Below are 25739 nucleotides of genomic sequence, written 5' to 3'. Positions count from 1 at the left end.
ATAATTACCGCTCACGCGATTTTGCGATGCAAGGTATTTAACATGTGTCGCAATCTCGCTTGCGTGTCGCCGCAGGCTGTCTCTAACTGCGCAAGAGCTGCAACAGAAGCACAAATCGTCGCCACAGGGAGTTGATCATGGACGCATCGTCCCCCACGGGTGCAGCGCACCAACCCGGCCGCGGCCGGATCTATGACTCGATCGTCGATGCTTTTGGCGACACGCCGATCGTGCGCTTGCGCCGGCTCCCGGGCATGTACGGCGTGAACGCGACCATTTTGGCAAAGCTTGAATATTTCAATCCCGCCGCAAGCGTGAAAGATCGCATCGGCGCGGCGATGATCATCGCGATGGAGAAGGCCGGCATCCTCAAGCCCGACACCGTGCTGATCGAGCCGACCTCCGGCAATACCGGCATCGCGCTGGCTTTCGTCGCGGCGTCGCGCGGCTATAGGCTCAAGCTGGTCATGCCGGAGTCGATGTCGATCGAACGCCGCAAGATGCTGGCCTTTCTGGGCGCGGAGCTGGTGCTGACACCGGCCGCGCAAGGCATGAAGGGCGCGATTGCGACGGCCGAAGAGCTGTTGAAGACGACGCCGAATTCGGTGATGCCGCAGCAGTTCAAGAATCTTGCCAATCCCGAGGTGCACCGCCGCACCACCGCGGAGGAGATCTGGAACGACACCGGCGGCAACATCGACTTCTTCGTCGCGGGCGTCGGCACCGGCGGCACCATCACCGGCGTCGGCCAGGTGCTGAAGCCGCGCAAGCCCTCGCTGCGCGTGGTCGCGGTCGAGCCGGAGGAGAGCCCGGTGCTGTCGGGTGGCCAGCACACGCCGCACAAGATCCAGGGCATCGGTGCGGGCTTCGTCCCTGACATCCTCGACCGGTCGGTGATCGACGAGATCGTGAAGATCAACTCGACGATGGCGATCGAGACCTCGCGGGCGCTGGCGCGGCACGAAGGCATTTCGGGCGGCATCTCCTCGGGCGCCGCGATCGCCGCGGCCCTCGAGATCGGCAAGCGGCCGGAAGCTGCGGGAAAGACCATCCTGGCTATAGTGCCGTCCTTCTCCGAGCGGTATCTTTCGACGGCTCTGTTTGAGGGAATCTAGGACATGGCGGATCAACCACCGAGGCGACCGCGGACGTTGGGCGACGCCAGGACGGAGGCCGAGGCGGCGTTCAAGAAGGTGACGGCGAAGGTCGCTGCGGCGCCGCCAAAGCAGAACGTGGCGCCGGGGGTCAAGGAGCAGGTCACGCTGCGCATTGACCAGGACGTGCTCGAGCATTTCCAGTCCGGCGGGCCCGGCTGGCAGGACCGCATCAACGAGGCGCTGCGAAAGGCCGCGGGGAAGTAGACGCCAAAGGTTGAGGGACTCGCAACGAAAAAGCCCGGCGCGAGCCGGGCTTTGTATTTGCGATTGGCCTCGCCTCAGCGGCGGAACATGCCGCCCATCATGCCGCCGACGACACCGCCAACGAAGGCTGCGCCAGCGTCGCCGCCGCCACGATGCTGGGCCGGTGCGCTCTGCGCCTGGGCCGGGGCACGTCGGGCCGGCTTCGCGCTGTCGTCGCTCGCAGTGGCCGGCGCGGAGGCCACGATCTCCGACAGCAGGGCCTTGTGCTGGAGCTTGTTGAGATAGCCCGTCGACGGATAGCCACGTGCCGCCTGCCAGCGCTTGAGCACCGTACGGGTGTCCTCGCTGAACGCGCCGGTGACCTTGGTGTCGAATCCAAGTCCGGTCAGGCGGCGCTGCACGTCGCGGCGCTGGCCCTTGTCGAGGCCGATCTGGTCCTCGGTGAGCTGGCTGGCGTCGTCGGTGAAGGTCGCGGGATCGACGCCGGCGTTGAGGTTGCGGGTCGTCGTCGACGGGCCGCTCTTGATCGCGGCGAGCCGCGCCAGCGCCAGCGCCTTGAACTGGCCGTTCGGGTAGGTAGAGAGGTAGGCGTTGAGTTCTTCGGGCTTGTTGCTCTCCTTGACCGAGCGCCAGTATTCGAGCTCGACACCATCCGAATTGCCGCCCGTTGCCGCGGGCACGACGCCAGCAGCCGTCGGTGCCGCATTGGCGACCTGCGTCGTCGGAGCCTGGTTGAGATAGACCGCGCCGATCAAATTGGTGTGGCCCCAGGGGAGCTGCCCCTTGTGGGTCTCCTCGTTGACCTGGGCGCGGACCGACGTCATCGCCTGCTGGATCTCGACACCGGGCTTGGTGATGTTGTCGATCAGCGCACGGGTGAACGGGCTATTGTTGCCCTCCTGGCCGTCGAGCGCGGTCTGGCCGGGGCCAGTGGCGAACGCGATCAGCGTGCCTTCGCCGGATTTCATCTCGGCAAGACCGCTCTGTACGTTGACGCTGCGGGTCGCGGAGTTCGACTTGATCTTGGCGGCGAACGGATTGTCGCGGCAGGCGTCGAGGAAGACCAGCTTGACCTTGGCGTCGCCCATGGTCTGCTCGAGCGTCAGATCGATGTTGATGGCGGCGCCGAGCTTGACGTCCATCTCCGACTTGATGTCGGCGTCGACGGGCAGAAGATAGTTGGAGCCGCCGACCGCGATGCCGTGGCCGGCATAATAGAACACTGCGACATCGGAGCCCTGCGCCTTGCGGCCGAAGTCGAGCAGCTTCTCCGTCATCTGGTCGCGCGAGAGGTTCGAACCTTCGATCACCTCGAAGCCGACATTGCGCAGCGTTGCCGCCATCGCCTTGGCGTCGATCGGCGGGTTCGGCAATTGAGCGACGTTCTTGTAGGTGCCGTTGCCGACGACGAAAGCAACACGGCGGTCGGCCTTCGCGGCACTGACCGACAGTGCCATGCACATCAGCGACGCGAGGAGGGTGAGAGTGCGCATCTGGAATCCCCAACAGAATCGAATTGCAGGCAGCAACAAATTGGCAACGAACTTACACGAAGTACCCGATTTGGCGCCACCAAAACGGCAGTTCGTCGCGTTCAACCCGCTGCTGTGTGGCAGAATGTGCACGATGGAGTCCCTCTCCAGCGTGATCCAAATCACACGGCCACTTGGTTTTGTCGCGCGAGGCGGCGGGAGGTTCAGCGTGCGAGGGCAGGATCCGCCGGAGCTGGCTTTAGATTCAGGAGATTGCCGAACAGGATCAGCGCGGCGCCGACCACCGTCCAGGTGTCAAGCCGCTCCGAATAGAGCAGCCAGCCCGCGGTCGCGGTCAATGGAACCCGCAGGAAGTCCATGGGAACAACGATGGTCGCATCCGCATAGCGCATCGCGCTGGCGAGGCAGTAGTGCGAAAACGTGCCGCAGACGCCGATCACGCCGACCCATGCCCAGACATAGGCGGAGGGCCACGTCCAGACGAACAGCGTTGGAATGAAGCCTGCGACCGATTGCACCACCAGCATCCAGAACAGGATCGATAGCGCGCTTTCGGTGCGGGTCAGCGATTTGACGAGCACCATGGACACGCCAAAGCCCATCGCGGCGCCGAGCGCAATGAGTTGACCGGGATTGATTTCGCCGGTGGCGGGTCGGACGATGACGATCACACCGAAGAGGCCAAGCGCGATGGCGGCGATCTTCCACGGCGTCATGCGTTCGGAGAGGAGGCTCGCTGCGAGCAGCGCCGTCCAGATTGGCATGGTGAACTCGATTGCCACCACCTGGCCGATCGGGATCAGCGTCAGCGCGAAGAACCAGCCAAGCTGCGCAACATAGTGCACCAAATTGCGCCCGATGTGCTGCGGCAGGCGCGATGTCCTGAGCACCTTGAAGCCGCCGGCCCGATAGATTATCGGCGAGAGCAACAGGAAGCCTATCAGCGAACGCACTTCCATGATCTGAAATACATTCAGCTCGCGCGTGGTCTCGCGCCCGGCGACCGCCATGACCAGCATCAGCGACAGCCAGCCCGCCATCCACAGGGCAGCCATCGTTTTGGACGGTGTCGTGTTCATCGGCGCGGGTGTGAGAGGCGGGGGTCCTGAGGGAGGGCCGGTATCGGCGACATCGCCGCCGTTTGCAACGGCCAAATCTGCCGGTGCAGCGATGCATGCCGGCGTGCTAAGGCATCAGCGAACAACGAGAAAAATCGGGAGATATTCGCTCATGCACATCTTGCAGCCGGCCGAGTGGAAAAAACCGCGCGGCTTTTCCCATGGTGTCGTGGTCGAGGGGCCGGGTCGCTGGGTGATGCTGGCCGGGCAGACCGGCGGCGAGGAGACCGGCAATTACGCGCCTGACATGGCAGCGCAGGTCGGGACCGCGCTGAAGCGGATCGTCAAGCTCCTGGGCGAGGCCGGCGCCGGCCCCGAGCATATCGTCCGCCTGACCTGGTACCTGACCAGCCGCAGTGAATATGAGGCCGCCGGAGCCGGCATCGGCGCGGCCTGGAAGGAAACGCTGGGGCGCAATTTCCCGCCCTCGACCTTGCTCTACATCGGCGGCCTCGTGGACGACCGGGCCAAGGTCGAGATCGAGGTCACGGCGTTCGTGCCGGGCACATAAAAAAATCGACCCGGCGAGATTGCAGGGTCGATTGTCAATTTACTCGTATCGGTCTAGCGCGACAGCGAGATGTTGGCGCCGCGGAACTGGCTGTCGGCGCGCATCGTGACGTTCTGCTTGTTGCCGGACGTCTTCAGCGAGATGTTGGCGTTGAAACCGGCGGTGGAGGCGAGCAGCTCATAGTTTCCGCCGGCGCCGCGACCCGAAAGAGAGCCGCTGATATTGCGGCTGGCCTCGGACCAGCTGCCCGCGATGGCGCCGCCTTCAGCCTTGACGTTGGCGCCGAGGTTGAACTTGTAGGCGTCGCTGGCGCAGGTCAGAGACAACTCCATGGTCGGTCCGATCGGAGCGTATTTGGCCCGGCAGCGGATCCGCTCGGTCGAGCCGTCATCCAGGGTGACCGTGCCTGAGCCGCTCCAGCTGCCGGCCAGCGGGGCGAACGGGCCGGACTGGGCCTTGCTCTCGGAGTTGGCAATTCCGGCCGCAAACATAACGGCGGCCGCGATCAGCAGCCGCCGGCCCAGACCGCTGGTCACGATTTTTCTATTGGCGCGATGCTTCCCACCGCCCGCTGCACGGTATGCCTGCAGATGCTCCATTCCACTTCCCCGATCCGGCGTTGCCGCTGAGTTGACCGTTGGCATATGCACCATTGATCGAAACTTTCACAAGACCCTCCCGGCCGATGGTGCCGGAAACGTTAGCGCCGGGGGCGGTGATCTTGCCGTCGGCAACGGTCAGCAAGGAGCTTGCGGTCGGCTCGCAGGAACCGCTCTTGGTGACGATGGTGACCTGCCAGTTGCCGTCATAGGGAGTCTGGGCGAAAGCGGGCGCGGCGAGGGTGATAACTGAAGCGGCACAGAACGCCGCAATGCGAGCAAAACGCATAAAATCCGTCCTTGAATTTGTCTGATATGCTGACCCTTATTCGGGCCAAATGTGACGGAAATTTGGTGCGGTGCCAAATCGAAAATTGTTCCTGTGGGAACAATGGTTTATTTGGGTTTCCGGCTGCAATTTTCGAAGCAGAATCAACGCCCCTTCACGTTAAGGGTAAACATCAAGACAGCGACTCAGGAAGGGGCTCAGGAAAGAGGTCTCAGGAAAGGGGCTTAGGAAAGACTTGGTGCCGAGGTCGCGAACTGCTCGTCCTGGGACTTGGACGGCAGCGCCTTGTGGACCTTGGCGTAATCAATCACGTCGGCCAGCAATTTGAGCCCAAGCGGGGCGAGCGCGCGCTCCCACAGCTCCCGCGCGGTCTCGCCCTTCTTGACGAAGCACCACTCCTGGGCCGCGATGGCGCCGGCGTCCATGCGGTCGGCGAGGTGATAGATCGTGCCGCCCGCGATCGGATCGCCTTCCTTGATGGTCCATTCCACGGCCGCCTTGCCGCGGTGACGCGGCAGCAGCGAGGGATGATAGCCGATCCCACCCAGCTTCGCGGCCTCGAGCGCGTCCTTGCCGATCCGGGCGTGGCTGTGCGCGGTGACGATCAGATCGGTATCGGGGGCGATCTCGGAGGCCACCACCAGCTTGGGATTGGCCTGAACCACGACCTCGATGCCCGCCGCCTTGGCCGTCGCGGCGAGACGGTCCTCGGCGTCGGCCACCACGACCCGCACGATCGAGACACCGTGCTCCCGGAGCATGTTCAGGGTGGTCACGCCGAAATGGCGGGAGCCGACGAGGGTAATACGCATGGGTGTCCGATCCGTCTCGCAACTGCGTCATCTCCCGATAACACGTCCGGACGTCCTGTCACCACCCGCGCCGGGTTTGCGCCGGTTATCAACAATGCAACCGGGCGAGGGTGCGCGATGAATTCCGCGATTGCGGCGTCGGCCGGTCCGGTGCTTCCATGCGCGCATGGCATCGGCTCGGAGCGAACGCATGCGGAGCGCGTGGTTTGTCCTTCTCGCGGCGCTGGTCGCAACCACTCCGGCGCGCGCCGGCGGACCGCCCTATCCGGCGGTTCCGCCCGAGGTTGGGGTGGCACCGTTCATCGGCCCGACCTGGGACACCTATCGCTGCGCCGAAGGGCCGGTCATCAATTTTTATCACGGCGCCTATTACGGCCAGGAGCCGCCGGCACTCTATCGCGGCTACGCGTACCGGCCGCATTACCGCTACAGCGCCTACCGCAGGCTGCCGCGCAAATATTTCTGCGTCTCGGACTAGCGTGGCCGTGCCACCACGGTCGGGCGGCAAGTACAGGCCGGTTCCTGTGTTTCGTTTTTAACAGAGTGATCCAGGATTTGCCGGTAGAACATGGACCCACCGGGGCTGGCGACATTTCAACCCGCATCCGTTTTCGAACCCGGATTTGGCCGCTGGCGTAATTGCCAGCGGCTTTTTCATGCTCGGCCATCCCGAAATCATCTGACGGTAACATGATCTCAACCAGCTTGGCGTATCGACGAATCCGTCGCGGATTTGTATTGCGTACCGCGACACCGAGATTGTCCCGCCGGCGTGGGTGCGCCGTGCGGGCTTTTTCGCCGGGACCGATTTCATGCCGAGCGCGATTGAGCAGATCGTCGACGTCTATGTCCGGCTGAAGAACCGGCGCGGCCTCGACGAGCTGATGATGCACAGACAGCGGCTTGCGGTCGATCTGAAGAGCAGGTCCGGCTACGACTTCAGCCTGCCGATCGGCCAGATCGACGAGGAGATCGCGATCATCGAAGCCGGCCTCAGCCGGCTCAAGGCGGGCGATGTCGCCGCGACGGACGACGGCCGGCCAGTTTGACGCTCAGTCGCGCCGTCCGCCGTCGATGACGGTGAACAACGGCCGTGCCTGGGTCGGCTCGACCAGCAATTCCTCCACCAGCGCGGTCGCCGCATCGACATATTTGCGCGTCGGCTTGTCGAGGGGACGCGTGGCCTCGTCGTCGAGCGCGACCTTTGCAGCCTCGACCAGCTTGCGCATCCGCACGGCATGGTCATCGCCCGCGGTCAGCGTCGCGCGGGCCAGCGAGCGCAGCACGAACAGCTCACCTTCGAGGCGGAGCAGGCGGTCGTTGAGCCTGGTGAGGACGGCGTTGAGGTCGGCCATGGCGCGCGTTCGTTGCGGAAGAGACATCCTGCTCTAGCGGCGATCGGTGAACGGAGTCCAAACGGCATCGGCGCAATTAGGGCGATCTCCCCTCAAGTCTCGGTCCGCGCCAGATAGTCGCGCGCGAAGGCGAGATACCAGTCGAGGCAGGCGGGATTGGCCATGGCCTCCCGGTTGATCACCTTCTCGACGGGCTGGCCGAGCAGCAGCTTCTTGATCGGCAGCTCCTGCTTCTTGCCCGAGAGCGTGCGCGGGATCTCGGCGACCGCAAAAATGTCGTTGGGCAGGAAGCGGCGGGAGAGGCCGGCCTCGATCGCCTCCTTGATCCTGGCCCGCATCGCCTCGTCGAGCGCGACGCCTTCACGCAGCACCACGAACAGCGGCATGTAGCTGTCACGGCCGAGATATTCGAGATCGACGACGAGGGAATCCAGCACCTCGGGCAAGGCCTCGATCGCGGAATAGAGTTCGCTCGTGCCCATGCGCAGGCCGTGCCGGTTGATGGTGGCATCGCTGCGGCCATAGATGATGCAGGAGCCGTCCGGCTCGACCTTGAGCCAGTCGCCGTGCCGCCACACCGGCCCGCGGCCGCTGCCGTCGAAATTGTCGGGATAGGTCTCGAAATAGCTCGCCCGATAGCGCGCATCGCCCTTATCATTCCAGAAATGAAGCGGCATCGACGGCATCGGCTCGGTGCAGACGAGCTCGCCGACCTCGCCGATGACGGCGCGGCCCTGTTCGTCGAAGGCTTCCACTGCAGCACCCAGCAGACGGCACTGCATCGCGCCCGGCGTCTGCGGCAGTTCGCGATTGCCGCCAATGAAGGCGCCGGCGAAATCCGTGCCGCCGGAGATGTTGGCCCACCAGATATCGGCCTGCGCCTTGCTGCCATTGGCCTTCGCGAGCGCCGCGAAGCGGTTGTTGAACCAGGCTTGCGTGTCGGCGCTGAGCGGAGAGCCGGTCGAGCCGAGACAACGCAATCGCGAGAGATCGCCGGCGGTGAGGTCGACCTCGGCCTTGACGCAGTTGGCGAAGAACGCCGCGCCCGCACCGAAGAAGGTCGCTTTGGATTGCGCGACGAAGCGCCACAGCGTGGTCCAGTCCGGCTTGTCCCTGGCGCCGCCGGGACTGCCGTCGAAGATACAGCAGGTGGTGCCGCTGAGCAGGCCGCCGACTTGCGAGTTCCACATGATCCAGCCCGTCGAAGAGTACCAGTGATAGCGCTCGCCGAACGAGTTCTCGTGATAGGAGCAGCCGAGATCGTTATGCAATCCCAGCAGCGCCAGCACCACGGAGACGATGCCGCCATGGCCGTGCACGATCGGCTTCGGCAGGCCGGTGGTGCCGCTGGAATAGACGATCCAGAGCGGATGATCGAACGGCAGCCAGACCGGCTCGAATGCGTCGATCTCCGCGCCGGTTGTTGCGACAATGTCGGAGAGCAGCGCGTCAGCCGCTCCGGGCGCGGCGGCCTCGCCGTGCAGGATGACGTGCTCGACCGTCGGCAGCGATCGCCGCAGCTCGGCGAGGACGTCTTTGCGATCGTGTCGGCGGCCGGCATAGGTGACGGCGTCGCAGGCGATCAGCACTTTCGGTTCGATCTGCTTGAAGCGGTCGATCACGGCTGGCGCGGCCATGTCGGGCGCGCAGACGCTCCAGATCGCGCCGATGCTGGCGCTCGCCAGGAATGCGATGATGGTCTCGGGGATGTTGGGCAGATAGGCGGCGACGCGGTCGCCGGGCTTGATGCCTTTTGCTTTTAGATGCAGTGCGAGTGCAGCGGCCTTGCGCCGCAGCTCCGGCCAGCTCGTCTCGCAAAGCTTGCCGTCCTCGCCACAGCTGACGATCGCGGGCAGGCCGGCGGCGTCGGCCGCGTCCACGTGGCGGAACACCTGCCGGGCATAATTGACCTGGGCGCCGGGAAACCAAACCGCGCCGGGCATCTTGCGCTCGGTGATCACGGCTGCAAACGGCGTTGGCGATTGCAGATCGTAATAGTCCCAGATGCTGTGCCAGAAGCCGTCGAGATCGCGCACCGACCATTGCCGCATCTCCTCGTAGCTGGCGAAGGTGAGGCCGCGCTGTTCGGCGAGCCAGGTGCGATAAAGGGCAATCTGGGGAACGAAAGCTGCGGTCATTGCGTATCGGCTTCAGTTGCGGGGCGCGGAGTTTAACCGGTGCCGCAGAGGAGCAGAAGCCGCAGTTCGGGCAGGCAGCGTTGACGAGAGTGGCTGGTCTGGGTCCGCTGGAAGCAGCCTACCAACCGGCCCCGGCCCAGCGCCGTCCGAACACGGGTGGCTTGGTCTTCACCGCTTCCCAGCCGAAGAAATGGTGCTTGCCAGACCATGTGTGCACAACGCCGCTGCAGATGCTGCACTTGAAGCTGCCGGAATGCGCTTCGGCGTGCTCCTCCCGTGTCGCGGTGTAGTTCATGCTGCAACCCGCGCAGGTGAATTCTTCGATCGTCCAGATGGTATTGGCCATTGCACCGAAGTGGTTTGGGGGACCTGGATGGAAGCGTAGGTGCGCGCCTTTGCAACGGCGTAAACCGGTCGGCCGAAATCCGGTTAATCGTCGTTAATGCTCCGCATGTCCCGGTCGATGCGCATCTGTACGCGCCTGATGGCGAGCAACGGCAGCCTGCCTTGCACGCGCCCGGAGCGGGCCCTGTCGCCGACGGCATAGGCGTAGCGCCAATAGCCCGGTGCGGCGTTTGGCTTCAGCGAAAAGTGGACGCCGCGGTGAATGCCTGCGTGTGTGACGGGCTCTCTGGGACGGCGTGCCATCGTCTCGGAATGCAGAATGGCCCGATGCGTTCCTAATCGCCGGCTCGGGCCGGCCCCCGTCGTCTTGACGCCGGGGGCCCGGCTGGCAATAACGCTGGGCCGCGCAAGTGCCGGAACCCGCGTCAATGCCGCAAGGAAAGCCGTGCCCGTGAAAAGTCTGCGTCAGCTCCTGACGGGCGAGGACATCATCCAGCTCGTGATCCGCGTCGGCCTGCTCGGCCTGCTGATCATCTGGACCTTCCTGATCATCCGCCCCTTCGTGCCGATCCTTGCCTGGAGCGGCGTGCTCGCGGTCGCGTTCTACCCGGCCTTCAGCTGGGTCGCGAAGATCCTGGGCGGCCGGCCCAAGACCGCAGCGGCGATCCTGACCCTGATCACGCTCGGCATCGTCATCGGTCCTGCGACCTGGCTCGGCATCAGCGCAGTGGACGGCGTGCGCGAACTGGCGCACCAGCTCGGCACCGGCGACCTCGCGCTTCAGTCGGCGCCGGAGCAGCTCAAGTCGTGGCCGCTCGTCGGCCCCTGGCTATTCGACCTCTGGGAGCAGGCCTACAACAACATCCGCGCAGTGCTGCGCGAGGTGGCGCCTTATCTCCAGCCGCTGGCGGGACCGCTCTTGTCGCTCGCGGGCGACGCCGGCGTCGGCACGCTCCAGTTCCTGGTCTCGGTGTTCGTGGCCGGCTTCCTGTTTCCGCACGGGCCGAGGCTGGTTGCGGCCGGCCGCGGCTTCCTGTTTCGCATCGTGCCCGAACAGAGCGAGCATTTCCTGGGGCTCGCGGGCGCGACCATCCGCGCCGTGGCGCAAGGCGTGATCGGTGTCGCGATCGTGCAGGCACTGCTCGCCGGCATCGGCTTCAAGCTTGCCGCGGTGCCGAGCGCAGGCCTGCTCGCCTTCATCGTGCTGCTGCTCTCGATCGTGCAGATCGGCGCCTTCCTGGTGCTGCTGCCGGTGATCATCTGGATCTGGACCGCCAAGGACGTCACCACCGCGCTGCTGCTCACCGTGTTTCTCGTCGTCGTCGGCTTCCTCGACACCATGTTGAAGCCGCTGGTGATGGGGCGCGGCCTGACCACGCCGACCATTGTCATCTTCGTCGGCGTGATCGGTGGTACGCTGGCCCACGGCATCGTCGGCCTGTTCATCGGCCCGATCATCCTGTCGGTGGCCTGGGAAATGATGATGGCCTGGATCAGGACGGAGGACCGGGCCGAGGCGGGCTCGAGGGCGGGGACAGCGGCGGGCGACGGCTGATCTGGCGCCTCGAACGGCGGGATCGGCCTGCCGGGTTCGATCAGACCTGACGGCCTTGCCCATGTGATCAAGATCCATCCCGAACTTGTCTATCCGACTAGACAAGTTACCATGGGCTCGATTCTATTTTCGATTACGGCGGACATGGCGAAGTCTTCCAAGCTGGTTGCCGCCAAGCGCGGCAAGGTATTGTTGGTCAGACGCCGGTCGGACGGCCTGTGGATGTTCCCGGGCGGCCGCAAGCGTGCGCGCGAGTCCGACAAGGACTGCCTGCGCCGGGAAATCAAGGAAGAGCTGCCCAAGCTGAAGCTCGGCCGGATCAGCCTCTGGAAGGAAGTGACGACCAGGAACAAGCGCTCCGGCCGCAAGATGAGCGACGCGATCTTCATCGCCAAGGGCGCCAAGGGCAGGCTCGCGATCGGGGACAAGAACGAGATCGACCGCGCCGTCTGGCAGAAGCCGCGCGGCATCCGCCTGACGCCGACCTCGCGCTATATCCGCGACCGCCTGTTTCCGCGGAAGCGCGGGTGAGCTAGGCCTCCTCGTCCTCCGACGAGTGCTGTATCCGTCCGGTGTGGGCCCGCGAAGAATTGGCGCGCGTTTGCGGCGCGGACACCCTGGCCATTTCGGTTTCGCGCTGCTCCTTGCGAGCCTTGCGCGCGCGCTTCATGGCCTGCTTGACCTGAGGGTTTGGCGAATCCTCCGCGAAGAACAGCACCACCTCGCAGCTCGGACATTGCCTGGAATAGCCGTCCTGCAACCGTCCCGCGCGGTCGCGGAACACGGTCTTGCAGCGCGTGCACTGAATCTGGACGAAACTCATGCGCGGTCGATCGACGATGACTGATGGAAATGCATCGTCAGGTGATCCCAAATGTCTGAAGAAAGCTTGAACGCGTCGGCGACTTCAAGCCGCTCGATCAGCCGCTATTGCTTGGCCGCTATCGTTTCAAGGCAATGGTTGAGATAGACGGTGCGATCCCTGGGCAGCACCTTCTCGAGATCCGCCTTCAGCGCGCATTCGCGCTGCCGCATCTGCTCGGCCCGCCGCTTCTCGGCCGCCTCGCGATATTCGGGAGCAACCTTGTTGGGATCGACGAGCGCCTGCGAGCGGGCGGGAGCTGTCACGGCGAGCGCAAGGGCGGTGATGATAATGAACTGTTTCAAATGAGCCTCCGTAAAAGGCTCATCCTAGCGCTCGGGCGGCGAGAGCTCAAACGGCAAGTTCGCCGAGACACCCGGCAGCGCAGCCTGTCCGCGCAGGGGCGAAGGCACCTGGTCGAGTTGATTTCAACTACCTGAAGTTGGGACTCGTGAAATCCGTCACTTCGGGACGTGGTCGATCTTGTGGCCGAGATGCCCGGTGTCGTGATCGCGCCGCAACTGGCTCAGCGATGTCTCGTTCAACTGATGCAAGACCTCGCTGAGTTCGGTCGTATCCGGATAACCGGCGGCAAAACCCTTGCCGTAGATCTTGCGCAACGTACCGACCAGCGTGTTGCCGTGCTTCTTGCTGATCGCGCCATCCTTGTCGCGGTGGCGATGATCCAGGCCCGTTTCCTTCATGGCTTTCTCCCTGAGCGGCGTCTGCGCGCCTGGAGAGAGCGTGCTCCCAAACGAGTTGGTTGGCAACGGCACGGCGCGCGGCAGTTGAGCCTCGTCAAGGCGTGGAAAGATCGACGTCTGTGTGAACCAGTTCACAAGCGATGGTCGAGATCGCTGCTACGAAGACCTCATTGCTTGACCAATTGATATTTTGAAAACGCCCCGGCGCTCCACCAGGCGCTGGGGTTTTCACGTCGATCACCGCAACGGCGAGAGCGCGCGACGCGCGATCGGATGGGCGGGTGGTTTCCGAATAATACCGAAGGCGGGCGGCTACGCGGCTTGCTCCTCGAACGAGGTGTAGACCTGGCCCCCTGGACCGATCACCTGAACGCCCCAGCACCCGTCGGCGATGAGCTCCTTGGCCTTCTTGAGGGCGGCGGTGAGTGACAGCCGCTTGAGGCTGACGATTCCTGCCGTGTCGAAACCGCTGATTTCAAACATGCCGCTCCTCCCTGTTTTGTCGAATCCTACACTTTTTGAGCGGGTTGTCTCGCGGCTTTTGGGGCAGGGCCCGGCGCAAGAGCAGGCGGTGGCCAAAATCGCGAAAACAACCCCATACACAGTAGCTAAGTCCTGCTGGCGCAACGCTTTCTTTTTGGCACAAAGCGGTCTTGCATCCGGCGGAGACGCCGGTTGACTCGTCGGGCAAAACAGGGGTAAGTTGCCAACTTCGGAAAATCCGCTTCGGACCGAGACGGCTTCCCGGGATCGGGGGGAGCTCTCGCACCGGGCTGCGAGTCATGTCCGTCGCACGGACCCCGTAGTTGGCCGGGGTGGCGGGGTCTGCAGCAGGCCGCGGCCGCTAACGTGGAATTAAGCTGAAAAGCCCACAATTTTAGACAGTTGTAGATGGGTGCTGCGTAAGGGAGCTGTCGCGAGGACGTTCCGGCGACGGCTTCCCGTTGCTCGCTCATTTGGGGTCAATGCCATGACCGCGACTTTCGAAACGCAAGGCCTCGTCGAACAGCTCGACCCCGCAGCACTGGCTGCGGCCATCGCCGCCGACGAACCCGCAAGCTTGGACGCTCCAGAACCGGTCAAGCGGTCCAGCCGGACATCGGTCATGGCGCTGTCGGTATGTGCCCTGGCCATCAACGGCGCGGCGGCGATCTACACATGGCCGGCCGGCTTGCCATCGCTGAATCTGAGCAGCCTGGCTGATCTGCTCCCGCGGCAAGAGGCGTCAGCGCCAAAGCCGGATCCGGTTGTCGCTGCCTTGAAGGATATTCAGTCGACCCAGCAGCAACACACGGCTTCGCTGCAGGAGAGCAATCAGGCTTTGCAGCAAAACGCGGCTCTGCTGCAGGGGGATTCAATGGTGCTGCTTTCGCTGCGGCAGAGCATCACGGACGAACGGGTCGATGTGAAGAAGGTGTCCTCGCAGCTGTCGACGCTGATCGCGAAGATCGACTCGCTGCAAAATGCCATGATGTCGGACGTCACGTCCTCCGTTCGAAGAGCGCATGCGCGCTATGGACTATCCGCCGCGATCCGCAAGCGGATCGCCCGGCAGTCGAAATCGGTCGGGCCCGTTTCGGTTGGAGGAGCTCCGCTGAGCACGCCGGCTACGGTGTCAGCTCCGGAAAGCTGAAGGCAAGGCGGGCTCGCGTTGACGGGCCGCTGATATCGGCCCGTGCATCCGGGAACCAATGACGCGACGCTAGTAGCGCGGGTAATAGCCCGGCGCGTACCTGGGATCGCCATATCTGTGAGGTCGATAGTAGCCATAGCCCCGCGGCGGATCGTCGGGAATGGGTCTCGCGTAGACGCCGGGCGCCTTGTACGCGTTGGGATAGCAGCGGCCGTTGGAGTAGTTGAAGTCATATCCGTGCGGACAGCCGCCGTCCGGGCTGCCGCGAAACTGGACCTGTTGGACCGGGCCCGGCCGGGGAGCGGCCATGCCCACCTGGAGAGCGAGGGCCGCACCGGCGATAGCTGCAAGCATTTCTATGTCCTCCGCGTCACTCCCCGATCGACCATATGGCTATGACGAGTAATGGTCGCTGAATTGGGCATTCATCCACCATTCACTTCGGGTTGTTGTTTACTCCAACGGTTCGAGGATGACGAGCCATGGTGTCCGCCAGGAACTCGGCTAACGAAGCGAAGGCGCAGACCACCGAAAAGGCGACGGAGGAATAGCGGCGCATTTAGCTCGTTCTCCAGGGCGCCAGGGCTTGTGGCGTATCGGTCCGGCGCGGGAAGGTGTCTTCGGCCTCCGGTCGTCCCTGAGGCCGCTTTTTTGCCTGAATCCGCCGGTCCACGCGCGAGCCTTAACCTAGCTTTAAGAAAACGTTGGACGGCGGTGCTAGGTTGGATACAACAAAGCCTGTGTCAGCGTCAGTTGCGTCCGGAAGTCATGATTACGTACAAGCAGTACCATATCGAACGATTTGAGCACGGGCCCAAGCGCTGGGTTGCTCGCATCACGCGGACAGACGGCCAGAACATCCGCACGATTCTGCCAGCGACCGAGCTACCTTACCTCGACACGAAGCCGACAACGTCCCCCGAGGAAGCTGAGGCGCTTGCCAAGGAAGGCATCGACTTCGGCGGCGTGGTGTAGTCCGTCGTCGCGGTCTCCTGACTTTTATTCGCGAACTCGCCGGCGAGTTCATCCGCAGCGGTTGTGCGGGTGTGTGGCTTCGTCCGGTCATCGGTGGTCTGCTTCGACGTGGTCGTCGAGCGCTACGATCAGCGGCCCGCGGGGCTTCCGCGCCTGATCCACTCTGCAGGATCTTGCGAGGCATCCGGGGTTGGCGGGCCACAGGCAGAACGCCTTCGCTTCCCTCGGCACGCTTGATCGCTTCAACTTGCGCGCCGTCGGAAACCGACGGTTCTTTGCTCTTTCTGCCACATGTCATCTGGGATTGAGCCTCGCCGGCCTATAGGATCACCTGATCCTTGCTTGGATTGACGGAATCGCCTTCGTTCGAACCTGCGCGCAAGAGGCTCCGATCGTCGGTTGACGCCACATTGAGCAACAACTAGTCAGCACGCTTCGGATCGAAGAATATTGCATGCAGTCCAAGATCAATCTTACACGCACCGATGCTCGAGGGGCGCGTACAATAAATCTCGCTGCATGGACTATGGTCGTTGTTGTGTCGGCCGTGTTCATCCTGAAGCTGCTGGGACTGGCACTCTATGCGATCCCCGAATCCGATGATTTCTGTTTCTTTGATGCGAACAATCACCACGGGATGGTGGGATCGGTATCGATATTCTACAACTCGGCCATAGGGCGCATCACGCCGTTGCTGCTGATGCAGCTTCCTGCCGTCCTCCGCAGCTCGACTGGCATAGACCTTTTCATTTGCTACGTCGTGATCATGGTTGCGTTCATGATCGCGTTTGTCGCGGCAATGATATTCCTTGCGCGACGAATCCAGCCGAATACAACTCTCTTGCAGCAGACTGCGCTCGGGCTGGCCTTCGTCGCTGTGCTCGCGAGCGAGGCTCCGAGCCTGCATGACATGTTCTATTGGTTACCAGGTGTCGCCTGTTACATCGTTCCTGCGGCGATCATTGTCTCGGTGTTTGCTGAGCTCATAAACGCGACGGAAAATGGAGTGCGTTTCTCGCGCGCATCGACTGCACTGATGGCATTCGGTGGTTTAGCCGCGGCTATGTGCAATGAGTTCACGGCGGTTTGGCTAATAGGTGCCGTCTCCTGCTCGCTGTTGGCTCGCTGGGTGTTTGACCAACGCCTTCAGCTCGACGCGCATTTGTGGATTGGTCTTGCGACCGTCGCCGGTCTCGCCGTCGTGTTGTCGGCGCCTGGCAATTCCGTGCGCATGAGTCAGTTTCCGCTGGCGGGTGATTTCTTGAATTCGCTGAAGGAGGCGTTTCTTTTCGGCTTGATTGGCCTGGGGCGCCTGTTCAGAGAGCCCGCGACGGGGACGTGGCTTCTGTTCGTTGTGTTGGTCACCACCGTATTGCCACAGCCGAATTGCGTGGGTTCGAGAAACAGAAAGTTTTTAGCCGCAGGAGTCGCGCTCATTAGTCTAGGCGGCGCGTATTTTGGATATTTTGTGCACCAATATGCGACGGGGAACCGGCTTGTGGAGAGGGCGCAAAATGAGGTGCTGGTCTTTGTGCTGTTCGGCCTGACGATGAGCGCCGCGCTTTTCGCGCGAGCGTATCGCGACCGAATTTGCAAGCTCGTCACGGCGTTGCCCTTGCCTTCGTCAGTCATGGGTATTGCTGTGCCCCTGATATTCGGCGCCAGCCTGGCAGTAGCGTTGCACTACAGCAAAGTCGGCATGCAGATTCGGTCGGAGCGGGACGACTTTAGCGTGTTCTGGCTCGAGAGCATGGAACGTCATGCGCGCCTGACCCTGTCTCCAGAGCAAAGGCTGGTGGTTGCACAGCACACGGTTCACCCGACGACGTTGATGAACAGCGATGTGACCGACAACCCCGGCCGGCTCCCGAACGACTGCATCGCGCGCCTGTACCAGAAGGAGAGCATCGTAGCGGGGCCCGCGGGTACGTCTAGCGTGCAGCGCGCCGACTAGACCAGGCCAATGGCAGGAAGTCGTAACGCGACGGGCTGCGCGGTGATTGCGTAAGCCGCGGCCTCTGGACTAGTCGAGTAGTCCGCAGGACGCCACTTGCGAAGCCCGTGCCTGCGCTGGCTACCGTTCCGCACGATCGGCACCCAGAGCCTGCGGGGCACAGGCAGAGCGACTTCGCCTCGCTCGGCATGCTTGATCGCCTTTAACTTACACGGCGTTGGAAACCGACGGCTCTTTGCTATTGCTGCCGCCTTCGCAGCGGGCTTTTTATCCGAAAACTATTGTGGCTCGGTTGGCTTGTCTCGCTCATGGCTCTCGGCTTCGGCGGCCGCGCACGCATCCATGCCATGGCATTTGCTTAGATAGTACCGGGCGCCTGCGAAGATCGAGCAAGCAATCACCACGGAAACCAGCAGGAAGATCATCCACCGTCGGTTCAACATTGCCATGACCTTCTGCACCCTCCATCCGACTCGGCCCGTTCGCCCGACCGGCCCAACCAGGCGAGGCGAAGGGGCGTAAGCTCAAATCAGACCTTGCGCTTCGGATTCAGTCTAGCCTCACGCTCCAGCCGCTCGGACTTCAGGCGTTTGAGGTTTTCCTGAAACTCCGGAGTGGCTTGACTGTCCGCTATTGTCTGTCTCGATCCTATCGGATTGAGGGTCTTTCGATTGGCTTCGTCCGCGACTTGTTGCGCGGCCGAACGTTTGGGTTTGATCATTTGCTGTTGCCTTCAGGCCGAGATGGACCAAGCGGTGGCCGGTCAATTCATTTTCGATTTGGCCGGTCGCGTCGAACGTTCTGGAATTCCTCGGGCCCCTTGACGAGCCGCCGCTTGCGGCTGGCCTGGTCATCCGGGCTCGCTTTGTTGTCTTTGAGCTTGTCGATCGCGTTACCCGCCATTTCCCGAGCCCGCTGGGACGAGGCCTTGGCGGCAGACGTAACCGCGAGGGCGGGGGCGGGTTTGCCCAAGCCAATATCGACCAGCCGACGGATGGATTCAGAGCGAGCCGGAGTGTCTTCCTGCCGCGACGCCCATGCGTCGATCTGAACGACAGTCGCCTCCGGCCAGCGCGTGCCGATCTGGACGCCCTGACCAGTCGCGGGGCGGCCGCGATGTTTCTTGGCACGAATCTTTTTTGCTGGCTTCATTTTATTTGGTACCAAAAAATCAGGCAGAAGGGAAGCGCGAACTTCCGATGACTGTGCCCGTCTCGTGCACTGCCACCGCGATCCCCACGCAACATCACGATCACAGATTTGAAGTCAGGCGGCGCCCCGTAGAGGAAGCGCGAGTTGGACAGCAAATGGTCGGGAAGCATTGGCTTGGATAAAGGCCTGCAAGGCCGGCGTGATCTCGCTACTCGTGACACGCTCGCCAAGCTCATCTGCGATCTCGCTGGTGGCATCGCGAGACCGGCCCTCGATCGCGTTGAAGGCGACAATCCGGACCGGATAGGCGTACTGCCCGGAGAGCAGGTCGCGGATGACGGTCTCGACGTCGGTGTCCTGCTCGTCGGTCTCGCGCCAGGAGCAGCCGGCGCGCGCGCCGAAGTCCTCCAGCATCAGGTAAATCTCCCGGTCGAGCCGATCCAGCGGCACAATCGACGGCACATGACGCATGACGCAACTCCTACTAAAGAGGAGCAATCGTTCGACTGTGGGATCGTTCCGGGCGCCGCGCATGTGCGACTGTGACGATCGTCACAGACCAGCCGCTTGCCTTCCGACAGGGTCCGAATACTCTCATCACATTGTGATTTGGGGATTTATGGGCGCGCTTCGGCCTTTGGTATTGTTCCTTTTGACCGTCTGGCTCGGCGCCGCGCCTGCGCATGCCGAACGCCGCGTCGCGCTGGTGATCGGAAACTCCGCCTACAAGAGCGTGCCCCGTCTCGCCAACCCCGTGAACGATGCAACGCTGGTCGGGGGCATGTTCAAGAAGGCCGGCTTCGACGTTGTCGACACCAAGCTCGATCTGAGCGTCGTCGACATGCGCAAGGCGTTGCGCGAGTTCGGGGTGAAAGCGCGCGATGCCGATGTCGCGGTGATCTACTACGCAGGCCACGGGATCGAGCTGGATGGCAATAATTATCTGATCCCTACGGACGCGGCGCTGGAGACCGACACGGACGTGTTCGACGAGACCTTCCCGCTCGACCGGGTGCTTTTTGCGATCGAGCCGGCGAAGCAGCTTCGGCTCGTGATCCTGGACGCCTGCCGCGACAATCCGTTCGCCAAGAACATGAAGCGCACGGTGGCGTCGCGCGCGGTCGGGCGCGGCCTCGCCAAGATCGAACCGACGAGCCCGAACACGATGATCGCCTTTGCCGCAAAGGCAGGTTCGACGGCCTCTGACGGCGACTCCAAAAACAGCCCGTTCTCCACCGCGCTGGTCGAGCGTCTGCCGACGCCCGGTCTCGACCTGCGCAAAGCGTTCGGCTTCGTCCGCGACGACGTTCTCAAGAACACCGGCTACAAGCAGGAGCCTTACGTGTACGGCTCGCTCGGCGGCGACGACGTGCCGCTTGTCCCCGCGAAGCCGGCAGCCGCTCCTGGACCGCAGGCAAGCCCGCAGGATGCCGTTCGCAGAGACTATGAGCTGGCTTTGCAGGCAGGCGAGAAAGATGCGTGGCAGGCCTTCCTGCGCGCTTACCCAGATGGCTTTTACGCTGATCTCGCCAAGGTCCAGTTGAGGAAGATTGAAGCCGAGCAAGCGCGTGCCACCGCTGCCGAGAAGGCCCGGCAGGCAGAAGATGAAAAGGCGCGGCTCGTCGCGGACCGTGCCAAGAAGGCCGAGCAGGACAAGGCGGCGACTGCCGCCAAAATCGCCGAGGACGCCCGGCTAGCGGCCGAGAAGGCCAAGCAGATCGAGGACGCGAAGGCTGCGGCGGCGGAGCAGCGCAGGAAGGATGCAGAAGCGGCCGTGGCGAAGTCGCTGGCGGACAAGCAGGCCGCCGAGAAGGCGCTTGCCGACAGGATCGCGAGTGAGAAAGCGGTAGCTGACCAGGCCAAGCAGGCAGCAGAGAGCAAGAAGCAGGTCGGCAGCGAGCAAAAGGTGGCGGCCGTCGCGCCGACCTCATCCCCGCCCAGCCTGTCTCCTCAGGAGACCGCAAAGCTTGTCCAGTCAGAGCTGCGCCGCGTCGGCTGTCTGGCCGCCCCTACGGATGGTGACTGGAACGTATCGTCGCAGCGATCCCTCTCGATGTTCAATAAATATGCCGGCACGAAGTTCGACGCCAAGCTCGCGAGCTTCGAGGCGCTCGATGCCATCAAGGCTAAGCCGGGCCGGGTCTGCCCGCTGGTGTGCGACCACGGCTTCAATGCTGATGGCGACGCATGCGTAAAGATCGCCTGCCGCGCTGGCTATCGCGTCAATGACGACAATGAATGCGAAAAGGTGCAGGACAAGAAACCGGTTGCGATCCGCGAGGATACCAAGAAGCGAGACGCGGAGCGGAAGCAAACCGAAGCGGCACCAGCGAAGCCCTCCGCGTCCGGGCAAGTCATTTGCAACGGTGCGGGCTGTCGTCCCGTCCGACCCGGCTGTCACATTGAACAAACGTATCGGGCGGCCAGCACTCTTGCGAACAGCGAAGTCTGCAACTGACCTCTCAGGCCCTGCGTGAATGGCACCGCATGCCCTTTCGTGTCATGCCAGTTCGGCACGACGTTCATCTCACAACCCTACAGACCTTGGCCGCTTTCCAACGCGGCGGAAAGGCCGCGCCTAGCCGCGTGCGGTCACCGGGACGCCACGGCGCGAGGACCCTTGCTGGTCCAATCGGGCCGGACGGCGGCGCCTCGCGTCCCGCAGGCGGAGCAGATGCAGCGCTCCTTCGATGTCGCTTAGCCGGAGATTGTCCGGCTAGGTGTCGGCGCTGACGGCGATGTGGTGGCCGCAATGGCACCAGACCACGACGCCGCTTAGGCCCATCTCGCGCAGCTCGGCGACGCTGATTTTCTGTTCTTGCATAGGGGACATCAAACGCTGCTCGATGCGCGGCAATCGATTTGCCCACACAGTGCCCACACATGGAATTTTGGTGTAGGCGTCGCTTCGGCTTAAGTGCTTGATTTGCTTGGTGAGCGCGCTGGGGCTCGAACCCAGGACCCCGTGATTAAAAGTCACGTGCTCTACCGGCTGAGCTACGCGCTCCCATGGCCGCTGATGGCTCTGAAGAAATCGCCATCGTCTTCGGTCATTTGGAAAAGCATGTTTTGCCGCCACATCGACGCAAGCGTTGCGGAAAAACCGGCTGTTTCCGGATCATGCTTTCGGCCCGCGCTGTGTAGGGGGATGGGGCGCGGAGGTCAATAGCAGGAGTGGGTGCCGAACTTGAAGGCAACAGCGGGAATTTGCTCGCCGTTTCCAATGCTTGAGCCGGGATTTTCAACCGGAATGGCGGCCGTCATCCACGCCGAAGAAGCCGCGACATCCGCCCCTGGGCCGGATGCCGCGTTTGGAGCCCCGTCACTTCGCTTCCCGCCGCACCTCGCTGGGCACCGGCACTTGCTGCGGCGTGCCGGCGGGGGTCGGCAGCGCGACCGGGCGCAGGCCGATCAGCTCGGCGGTGCGGATCGCGCTGTCGCGCCAGAACTGGAACGAGTTGATGCGGCTGAGCTCGAGGATGGCGATCGCGACCGCAGCCAGGAACGGCAGGCTTTGGAGCACCAGCACGCCGGCGAAGATGTAGATCTCGGTGATCTGGCGATAGCTGTTGGAGGCCACCAGCACGCCGGCGCCGATCAGGAGCAGGGCGCCGATCACGGCCTCCCAGAACGCCTGGAACTCGATCGACATCCTGGACAGGCCGCCCTTGGAGGTGCGCGCAAACGCAATGTGCTCGGTGATCAGTCCCTGCGCCACCGCGCGCGACACCGTCCACTGCACGCTCATCGCCGCGATCATGGCGCCCAGCATCTGGCCGGGCTTGATCGCGACGCGCGCGCGGTACATCGACAAGAAGTGCACGAGCGAGACGATGAAGGCGCCGATGATCGGCAGCGTCAGGATCTTGTCGGGAATGGCGATGTCGGCGAAGGCGACGATCGGCACCCAGACGAGGTTGAGCAGCGCCACGACGACGCCGAGGCTTTCGGCGCCCAGCCAGTTCAGCCAGCCCAGGCCATATTCGCGCTTCTGGTCGGGTGTCAGCCGGCTCCGGCCGGGCAGGAAGTTCCGCCAGTGCTTCTTGACGATCTGGAGGCCGCCATAGGCCCAGCGGTGACGCTGCTTCTTGAAGGCCTCGTAGGTGTCGGGCAGCAGGCCCTGGCCGTAGCGGTGGTTGGTGTAGTGCGTGGTCCAGCCGAGCTGCTGAATCGAAAGGCCGAGATCAGAGTCCTCGCAGATGGTGTCGGACGACCAGCCGCCGGCCATGTCCATCGCGGCCCGGCGGATCAGGCACATCGTGCCGTGCACGATGATGGCGTTGGTCTCGTTGCGCTGGACCATGCCGATGTCGAAGAAGCCGGCATATTCGCCGTTCATGATGTAGTGCATGATCGACAGGTCGCCGTCGCGATGTTCCTGCGGCGCCTGCACCAGGCCGACGCTGGGATCGGCGAACGCCGGCACGAGGTCCTTCAGCCAGTCGGGATCGACGACGTAGTCGGCATCGAGGATGCCGATGATCTCGGCGTCGACGGCGGTGCGGTCCATCGCGATGCGCAGCGCTCCGGCCTTGAAGCCCTGCACCTTCTCGGCGTTGATGAACTTGAAGCGTTCACCTAGCGCGCGGCAATGATCCTGGATCGGCTGCCAGAAGGCAGGGTCCGGCGTGTTGTTGATGATGACGACGCATTCGTAGTTCGGATAGTTCAGCCGCGACAACGCATCGAGCGTCTGCTTGAGCATCTCGACCGGCTCGAAATAAGCGGGGATGTGGATCGAGACCTTCGGGTAATAATTCTCGGGCACGTTCTCGACCGGCTTGCCTTTCGTGAGCAGCCGCTGCGGCGGCCGGCCGAACGCGACGGCCGCGATCTCGTCGATGCGCGCCATCGCGATCAGCACGAGGGGAACAAGCAGGATCATGCCGAGCGTGAGCGCGAAGGCCGAGCCGAAGATGAAATAGTGCCCGTTCCAGAACGCGAACACGGTGGCAGCCCAGGCGCCGACGCCGTTGGCGGTGGCCGACAGCAGGAACGCCTGCTTCGCCGTCGGCTGCTGCAGCCGCAGGATCGGCAGCGACAGCAGGATACCGACCAGGAGGGCGACACCCATCAGCTTCCAATAGTCGGGATTTTGCACCGGGCCGGTCCAGGCGAATTTCGGCTCGCGGCTGGCGTTGAGGATGCCCCAGTACGGACCGACGCCGCCTTCGAAGTACTTCCAGGGCTGATCGATGGCCTCGACGATGTTGTATTCCATGCCGATGGCGTCGGCGCGGCTGACGAAGTTGCGCAAGGTCAGGGCCTGCTGGAACGGACCGGGGTCGGCGTTGCGCAAATTGTAACCCGCGCTCGGCCAGCCGAACTCGGCGATCACGATGCGCTTGCCGGGGAACAGGTTGCGCAACAGATTGTAGCGGTCGACGGCCTGGTCGACCGCCTGGTCCGACCGGAAGTTTTCCCAATAGGGCAGCACGTGGGCGGCGATGAAGTCGACGTTGGAGCCGAGGTCGGGATTGTCGCGCCAGATGTTCCAGATCTCGCCGGTCGTGACGGGCACGCGGACCGAGCCCTTGACCTTCTTGATCATCTCGATGAGGTCTTCGACCTTCTGCTCGCCGCGATAGATCACCTCGTTGCCGACGACGACGCCGTTGACGTTGCTGTTCTTGCGGGCGAGCTCGATGGCGGCCTTGATCTCGCGCTCGTTGCGATCCTTGTCCTTGTCGATCCAGGCGCCGACGGTGACCTTGAGGCCGAATTCGGCCGCGATCGGCGGCACCAGTTCCACGCCTCCTGTGGACGAATAGAGGCGGATCGCGCGCGTCATCGTCGACAGCGTCTTCAGGTCGGCGCGGATTTTCTCCACCGTCGGAATGTTGTCGATGTCGGGGTGAGCCGAGCCCTCGAACGGGGCGTAGGAGACGCTGGGCAGCAAGCCCTTGAAGTCGGGCGCGGGTTCCTTGTCGCGCAAGACTCCCCAGAGGCCGGCGTGGAGCGCGGACACAAGCAACAGAACGGCGGCGACAACCCGCATCGCGGCTAAACCAAAAGGGGCTGAGGGGGCAGGGAAGCGGATCCGACCCCGAGATCCGACCAAGTCCGCGGCAAATGGAGCATACCTCTGCCGCGCGGTTTCACAACTGTCATCGCCTCATGACCATATGAGGGCATGCACATTTCGAAATTCGCAGCAGTGCCAATTGCCTCTATCGCCGATCGTTCCTGAACGGAGGCTGAAACAATCGCGGCTATTTCGGGGGCGCCGGTGACGGGCTTGCCGCCGGCGAGGGGCTCGCGGCCGGCTGCGGCTGCGCATTGCCCGATGCCGGCGCGGCCGGCTGCGAGGCCGCGGCCGCCGCCTGCTGCGGCTGCGATGCCGGGTTGATCCAGCAAGCGTGCACACGGCTGTCCAGGGTCTCGGCGACCTTGGGATCGATCTGGCCGCCGAAGCGGGTCAGGCAGCGGAAGGCGGCCTGGATGTGGCCGCCGGGGCAGCCGAAGCGGTCGTAGAGGTCGAGATGGCGGAATGCGGTATCGAGGTCATCCCGCCACATCAGCCGCACCACGCGGCGGCCGAGCCAGACGCATTCGGGGTTGCCCGCCGGGCCGCTGATGACCTGGGCTGCTTCGGCGAATTCGTCGGTGCGGCGCTGGTTCTGGGCGGCGTCCTTGGCGGCGGCGTCGGCGGGCTGGGCGGCTGCCTTGCTCTGGTCGGGGGCGGGCGCGCCGCTCTGGGCGGAGGCCGCGCCGATACCCATCAGGATGACAAGGGAAGAAACGGCCAAGGTGGCGGCGAACTGCCGCAGGACCGCATTTCGTAACTCGAACACCCGTTGCCGCATGAATTCCCCAATGTATCACTGACCGTCCGCGTCAGGACCTTCGCGGACGCGCCTGCGTGATGGCGTCCAAATGGGTC

At 63.4% G+C, this 25739-nt stretch carries 29 protein-coding genes and 1 tRNA gene; 11 read left to right on the top strand and 19 right to left on the bottom strand.

All coding sequences use genetic code 11. From position 1 onward, the window contains the following. Positions 1 to 137: 137 nt before the first annotated feature. Both cysK and BRA471DRAFT_RS20255 read left to right on the top strand, forming a co-directional pair. On the top strand, positions 138 to 1115 hold the full coding sequence (cysK, locus tag BRA471DRAFT_RS20260) for a cysteine synthase A (protein WP_007610631.1): 978 nt from the start codon (positions 138 to 140) through the stop codon (positions 1113 to 1115). A gap of 3 nt (positions 1116 to 1118) precedes the next feature. Further along, entirely contained in the window at positions 1119 to 1361 is a 243-nt protein-coding gene (locus tag BRA471DRAFT_RS20255) for a BrnA antitoxin family protein (RefSeq protein WP_007610629.1), read from the top strand. Positions 1362 to 1435: 74 nt separating this feature from the next. Here BRA471DRAFT_RS20255 and BRA471DRAFT_RS20250 read toward each other — a convergent pair whose 3' ends face one another. Both BRA471DRAFT_RS20250 and BRA471DRAFT_RS20245 read right to left on the bottom strand, forming a co-directional pair. Then, positions 1436 to 2854, bottom strand: coding sequence for a caspase family protein (locus tag BRA471DRAFT_RS20250; protein ID WP_007610627.1), 1419 nt, complete (start codon positions 2852 to 2854; stop codon positions 1436 to 1438). Positions 2855 to 3057: 203 nt separating this feature from the next. Further along, entirely contained in the window at positions 3058 to 3933 is an 876-nt protein-coding gene (locus BRA471DRAFT_RS20245; RefSeq protein WP_007610626.1) for a DMT family transporter, read from the bottom strand. A 151-nt stretch (positions 3934 to 4084) separates the two neighbouring features. Between BRA471DRAFT_RS20245 and BRA471DRAFT_RS20240 the strand changes: the two genes are divergently transcribed. Beyond that, positions 4085 to 4483 carry a RidA family protein gene (locus BRA471DRAFT_RS20240; RefSeq protein ID WP_007610624.1) on the top strand — a complete coding sequence of 133 codons (399 nt, stop codon included), beginning with the start codon at positions 4085 to 4087 and terminating at the stop codon, positions 4481 to 4483. A 53-nt stretch (positions 4484 to 4536) separates the two neighbouring features. Here BRA471DRAFT_RS20240 and BRA471DRAFT_RS20235 read toward each other — a convergent pair whose 3' ends face one another. The 3 genes from BRA471DRAFT_RS20235 to BRA471DRAFT_RS20230 all read right to left on the bottom strand — a co-directional run bounded on the left by BRA471DRAFT_RS20235 (position 4537) and on the right by BRA471DRAFT_RS20230 (position 6183). Continuing rightward, positions 4537 to 5082 (bottom strand): hypothetical protein, encoded by a 546-nt coding sequence (locus BRA471DRAFT_RS20235; RefSeq protein ID WP_007610623.1) that lies wholly within the window; start codon positions 5080 to 5082, stop codon positions 4537 to 4539. Further along, a complete protein-coding gene (locus BRA471DRAFT_RS36990; RefSeq protein ID WP_007610621.1) occupies positions 5027 to 5371 on the bottom strand; it encodes a hypothetical protein in 345 nt (114 codons plus the stop codon). Before BRA471DRAFT_RS36990 ends, BRA471DRAFT_RS20235 begins: the two co-directional genes overlap by 56 nt. Positions 5372 to 5595: 224 nt before the next feature. Next, positions 5596 to 6183 carry a formyltransferase family protein gene (locus tag BRA471DRAFT_RS20230; RefSeq protein ID WP_007610619.1) on the bottom strand — a complete coding sequence of 196 codons (588 nt, stop codon included), beginning with the start codon at positions 6181 to 6183 and terminating at the stop codon, positions 5596 to 5598. Positions 6184 to 6373: 190 nt separating this feature from the next. On the opposite strand from BRA471DRAFT_RS20230, the gene BRA471DRAFT_RS20225 reads away from it, so the two are divergent. Beyond that, complete coding sequence (locus BRA471DRAFT_RS20225; RefSeq protein WP_007610617.1) at positions 6374 to 6661, top strand: hypothetical protein; 288 nt, start codon at positions 6374 to 6376, stop codon at positions 6659 to 6661. A gap of 334 nt (positions 6662 to 6995) precedes the next feature. Beyond that, the gene (locus BRA471DRAFT_RS20220) at positions 6996 to 7232 is read left to right on the top strand and encodes a hypothetical protein (protein ID WP_007610615.1); all 237 of its coding nucleotides are present in this window, start codon (positions 6996 to 6998) and stop codon (positions 7230 to 7232) included. A gap of 3 nt (positions 7233 to 7235) precedes the next feature. Here BRA471DRAFT_RS20220 and BRA471DRAFT_RS20215 read toward each other — a convergent pair whose 3' ends face one another. From BRA471DRAFT_RS20215 to BRA471DRAFT_RS20205, 3 genes are all read right to left on the bottom strand, one after another. Next, entirely contained in the window at positions 7236 to 7538 is a 303-nt protein-coding gene (locus tag BRA471DRAFT_RS20215) for a hypothetical protein (protein WP_007610613.1), read from the bottom strand. Between the two features lie 92 nt (positions 7539 to 7630). Beyond that, positions 7631 to 9676, bottom strand: coding sequence for an acetoacetate--CoA ligase (locus tag BRA471DRAFT_RS20210; RefSeq protein ID WP_007610607.1), 2046 nt, complete (start codon positions 9674 to 9676; stop codon positions 7631 to 7633). A 118-nt stretch (positions 9677 to 9794) separates the two neighbouring features. Next, positions 9795 to 10022, bottom strand: coding sequence for a hypothetical protein (locus tag BRA471DRAFT_RS20205; protein ID WP_007610605.1), 228 nt, complete (start codon positions 10020 to 10022; stop codon positions 9795 to 9797). 450 nt (positions 10023 to 10472) lie between these two features. Between BRA471DRAFT_RS20205 and BRA471DRAFT_RS20195 the strand changes: the two genes are divergently transcribed. Together BRA471DRAFT_RS20195 and BRA471DRAFT_RS20190 are read left to right on the top strand one after the other, a co-directional pair. Beyond that, entirely contained in the window at positions 10473 to 11576 is a 1104-nt protein-coding gene (locus tag BRA471DRAFT_RS20195; protein WP_231170945.1) for an AI-2E family transporter, read from the top strand. Between the two features lie 144 nt (positions 11577 to 11720). Further along, positions 11721 to 12107 (top strand): NUDIX hydrolase, encoded by a 387-nt coding sequence (locus BRA471DRAFT_RS20190; RefSeq protein ID WP_179950106.1) that lies wholly within the window; start codon positions 11721 to 11723, stop codon positions 12105 to 12107. Between the two features lies 1 nt (position 12108). On the opposite strand, the gene BRA471DRAFT_RS20185 is transcribed toward BRA471DRAFT_RS20190, so the two are convergent. The 4 genes from BRA471DRAFT_RS20185 to BRA471DRAFT_RS38990 form a co-directional block, all read right to left on the bottom strand. Further along, a complete protein-coding gene (locus BRA471DRAFT_RS20185) occupies positions 12109 to 12399 on the bottom strand; it encodes a Zn-ribbon containing protein (RefSeq protein WP_007610595.1) in 291 nt (96 codons plus the stop codon). A 104-nt stretch (positions 12400 to 12503) separates the two neighbouring features. Beyond that, positions 12504 to 12743: a hypothetical protein gene (locus tag BRA471DRAFT_RS20180; protein ID WP_007610593.1), complete on the bottom strand. Its 240-nt coding sequence runs from the start codon at positions 12741 to 12743 to the stop codon at positions 12504 to 12506. A gap of 156 nt (positions 12744 to 12899) precedes the next feature. Further along, the gene (locus tag BRA471DRAFT_RS20175; RefSeq protein WP_007610592.1) at positions 12900 to 13142 is read right to left on the bottom strand and encodes a hypothetical protein; all 243 of its coding nucleotides are present in this window, start codon (positions 13140 to 13142) and stop codon (positions 12900 to 12902) included. A 312-nt stretch (positions 13143 to 13454) separates the two neighbouring features. Beyond that, a complete protein-coding gene (locus tag BRA471DRAFT_RS38990; RefSeq protein ID WP_007590796.1) occupies positions 13455 to 13625 on the bottom strand; it encodes a hypothetical protein in 171 nt (56 codons plus the stop codon). A gap of 487 nt (positions 13626 to 14112) precedes the next feature. Between BRA471DRAFT_RS38990 and BRA471DRAFT_RS20170 the strand changes: the two genes are divergently transcribed. Next, the gene (locus BRA471DRAFT_RS20170) at positions 14113 to 14775 is read left to right on the top strand and encodes a hypothetical protein (RefSeq protein ID WP_035974135.1); all 663 of its coding nucleotides are present in this window, start codon (positions 14113 to 14115) and stop codon (positions 14773 to 14775) included. Between the two features lie 69 nt (positions 14776 to 14844). Here the strand turns inward: BRA471DRAFT_RS20170 and BRA471DRAFT_RS20165 are convergent, their stop codons facing one another. Next, positions 14845 to 15129, bottom strand: coding sequence for a hypothetical protein (locus BRA471DRAFT_RS20165; RefSeq protein WP_007610589.1), 285 nt, complete (start codon positions 15127 to 15129; stop codon positions 14845 to 14847). 414 nt (positions 15130 to 15543) lie between these two features. On the opposite strand from BRA471DRAFT_RS20165, the gene BRA471DRAFT_RS20160 reads away from it, so the two are divergent. Continuing rightward, the gene (locus BRA471DRAFT_RS20160; RefSeq protein ID WP_007610586.1) at positions 15544 to 15750 is read left to right on the top strand and encodes a hypothetical protein; all 207 of its coding nucleotides are present in this window, start codon (positions 15544 to 15546) and stop codon (positions 15748 to 15750) included. Positions 15751 to 16204: 454 nt separating this feature from the next. Continuing rightward, positions 16205 to 17704 carry a DUF6056 family protein gene (locus tag BRA471DRAFT_RS20155; RefSeq protein WP_157234084.1) on the top strand — a complete coding sequence of 500 codons (1500 nt, stop codon included), beginning with the start codon at positions 16205 to 16207 and terminating at the stop codon, positions 17702 to 17704. A 529-nt stretch (positions 17705 to 18233) separates the two neighbouring features. On the opposite strand, the gene BRA471DRAFT_RS36985 is transcribed toward BRA471DRAFT_RS20155, so the two are convergent. The 3 genes from BRA471DRAFT_RS36985 to BRA471DRAFT_RS20140 form a co-directional block, all read right to left on the bottom strand. After that, positions 18234 to 18425 carry a hypothetical protein gene (locus BRA471DRAFT_RS36985; RefSeq protein WP_007610584.1) on the bottom strand — a complete coding sequence of 64 codons (192 nt, stop codon included), beginning with the start codon at positions 18423 to 18425 and terminating at the stop codon, positions 18234 to 18236. Positions 18426 to 18472: 47 nt separating this feature from the next. Continuing rightward, the gene (locus BRA471DRAFT_RS20145; RefSeq protein WP_007610583.1) at positions 18473 to 18856 is read right to left on the bottom strand and encodes a hypothetical protein; all 384 of its coding nucleotides are present in this window, start codon (positions 18854 to 18856) and stop codon (positions 18473 to 18475) included. Between the two features lie 114 nt (positions 18857 to 18970). Continuing rightward, positions 18971 to 19327, bottom strand: coding sequence for a hypothetical protein (locus BRA471DRAFT_RS20140; protein WP_007610581.1), 357 nt, complete (start codon positions 19325 to 19327; stop codon positions 18971 to 18973). A 148-nt stretch (positions 19328 to 19475) separates the two neighbouring features. Here BRA471DRAFT_RS20140 and BRA471DRAFT_RS20135 point away from each other — a divergent pair, with 148 nt between their 5' ends. Then, on the top strand, positions 19476 to 21314 hold the full coding sequence (locus BRA471DRAFT_RS20135; RefSeq protein ID WP_007610575.1) for a caspase family protein: 1839 nt from the start codon (positions 19476 to 19478) through the stop codon (positions 21312 to 21314). Between the two features lie 473 nt (positions 21315 to 21787). Here BRA471DRAFT_RS20135 and BRA471DRAFT_RS20125 read toward each other — a convergent pair. The 3 genes from BRA471DRAFT_RS20125 to BRA471DRAFT_RS20115 all read right to left on the bottom strand — a co-directional run bounded on the left by BRA471DRAFT_RS20125 (position 21788) and on the right by BRA471DRAFT_RS20115 (position 25662). Further along, positions 21788 to 21863 (bottom strand) — tRNA-Lys (locus BRA471DRAFT_RS20125). Between the two features lie 315 nt (positions 21864 to 22178). Then, positions 22179 to 24854 carry a glycosyltransferase gene (locus BRA471DRAFT_RS20120; protein WP_007610566.1) on the bottom strand — a complete coding sequence of 892 codons (2676 nt, stop codon included), beginning with the start codon at positions 24852 to 24854 and terminating at the stop codon, positions 22179 to 22181. A gap of 214 nt (positions 24855 to 25068) precedes the next feature. Continuing rightward, a complete protein-coding gene (locus BRA471DRAFT_RS20115) occupies positions 25069 to 25662 on the bottom strand; it encodes a hypothetical protein (protein ID WP_007610565.1) in 594 nt (197 codons plus the stop codon). Positions 25663 to 25739 lie beyond the last annotated feature (77 nt).

The organism is Bradyrhizobium sp. WSM471 (assembly GCF_000244915.1).
Classification (GTDB): Bacteria; Pseudomonadota; Alphaproteobacteria; order Rhizobiales; family Xanthobacteraceae; genus Bradyrhizobium.
Note: the sequence above shows the minus strand (reverse complement) of the source record. Positions and strands in the feature narration are given on the sequence as shown.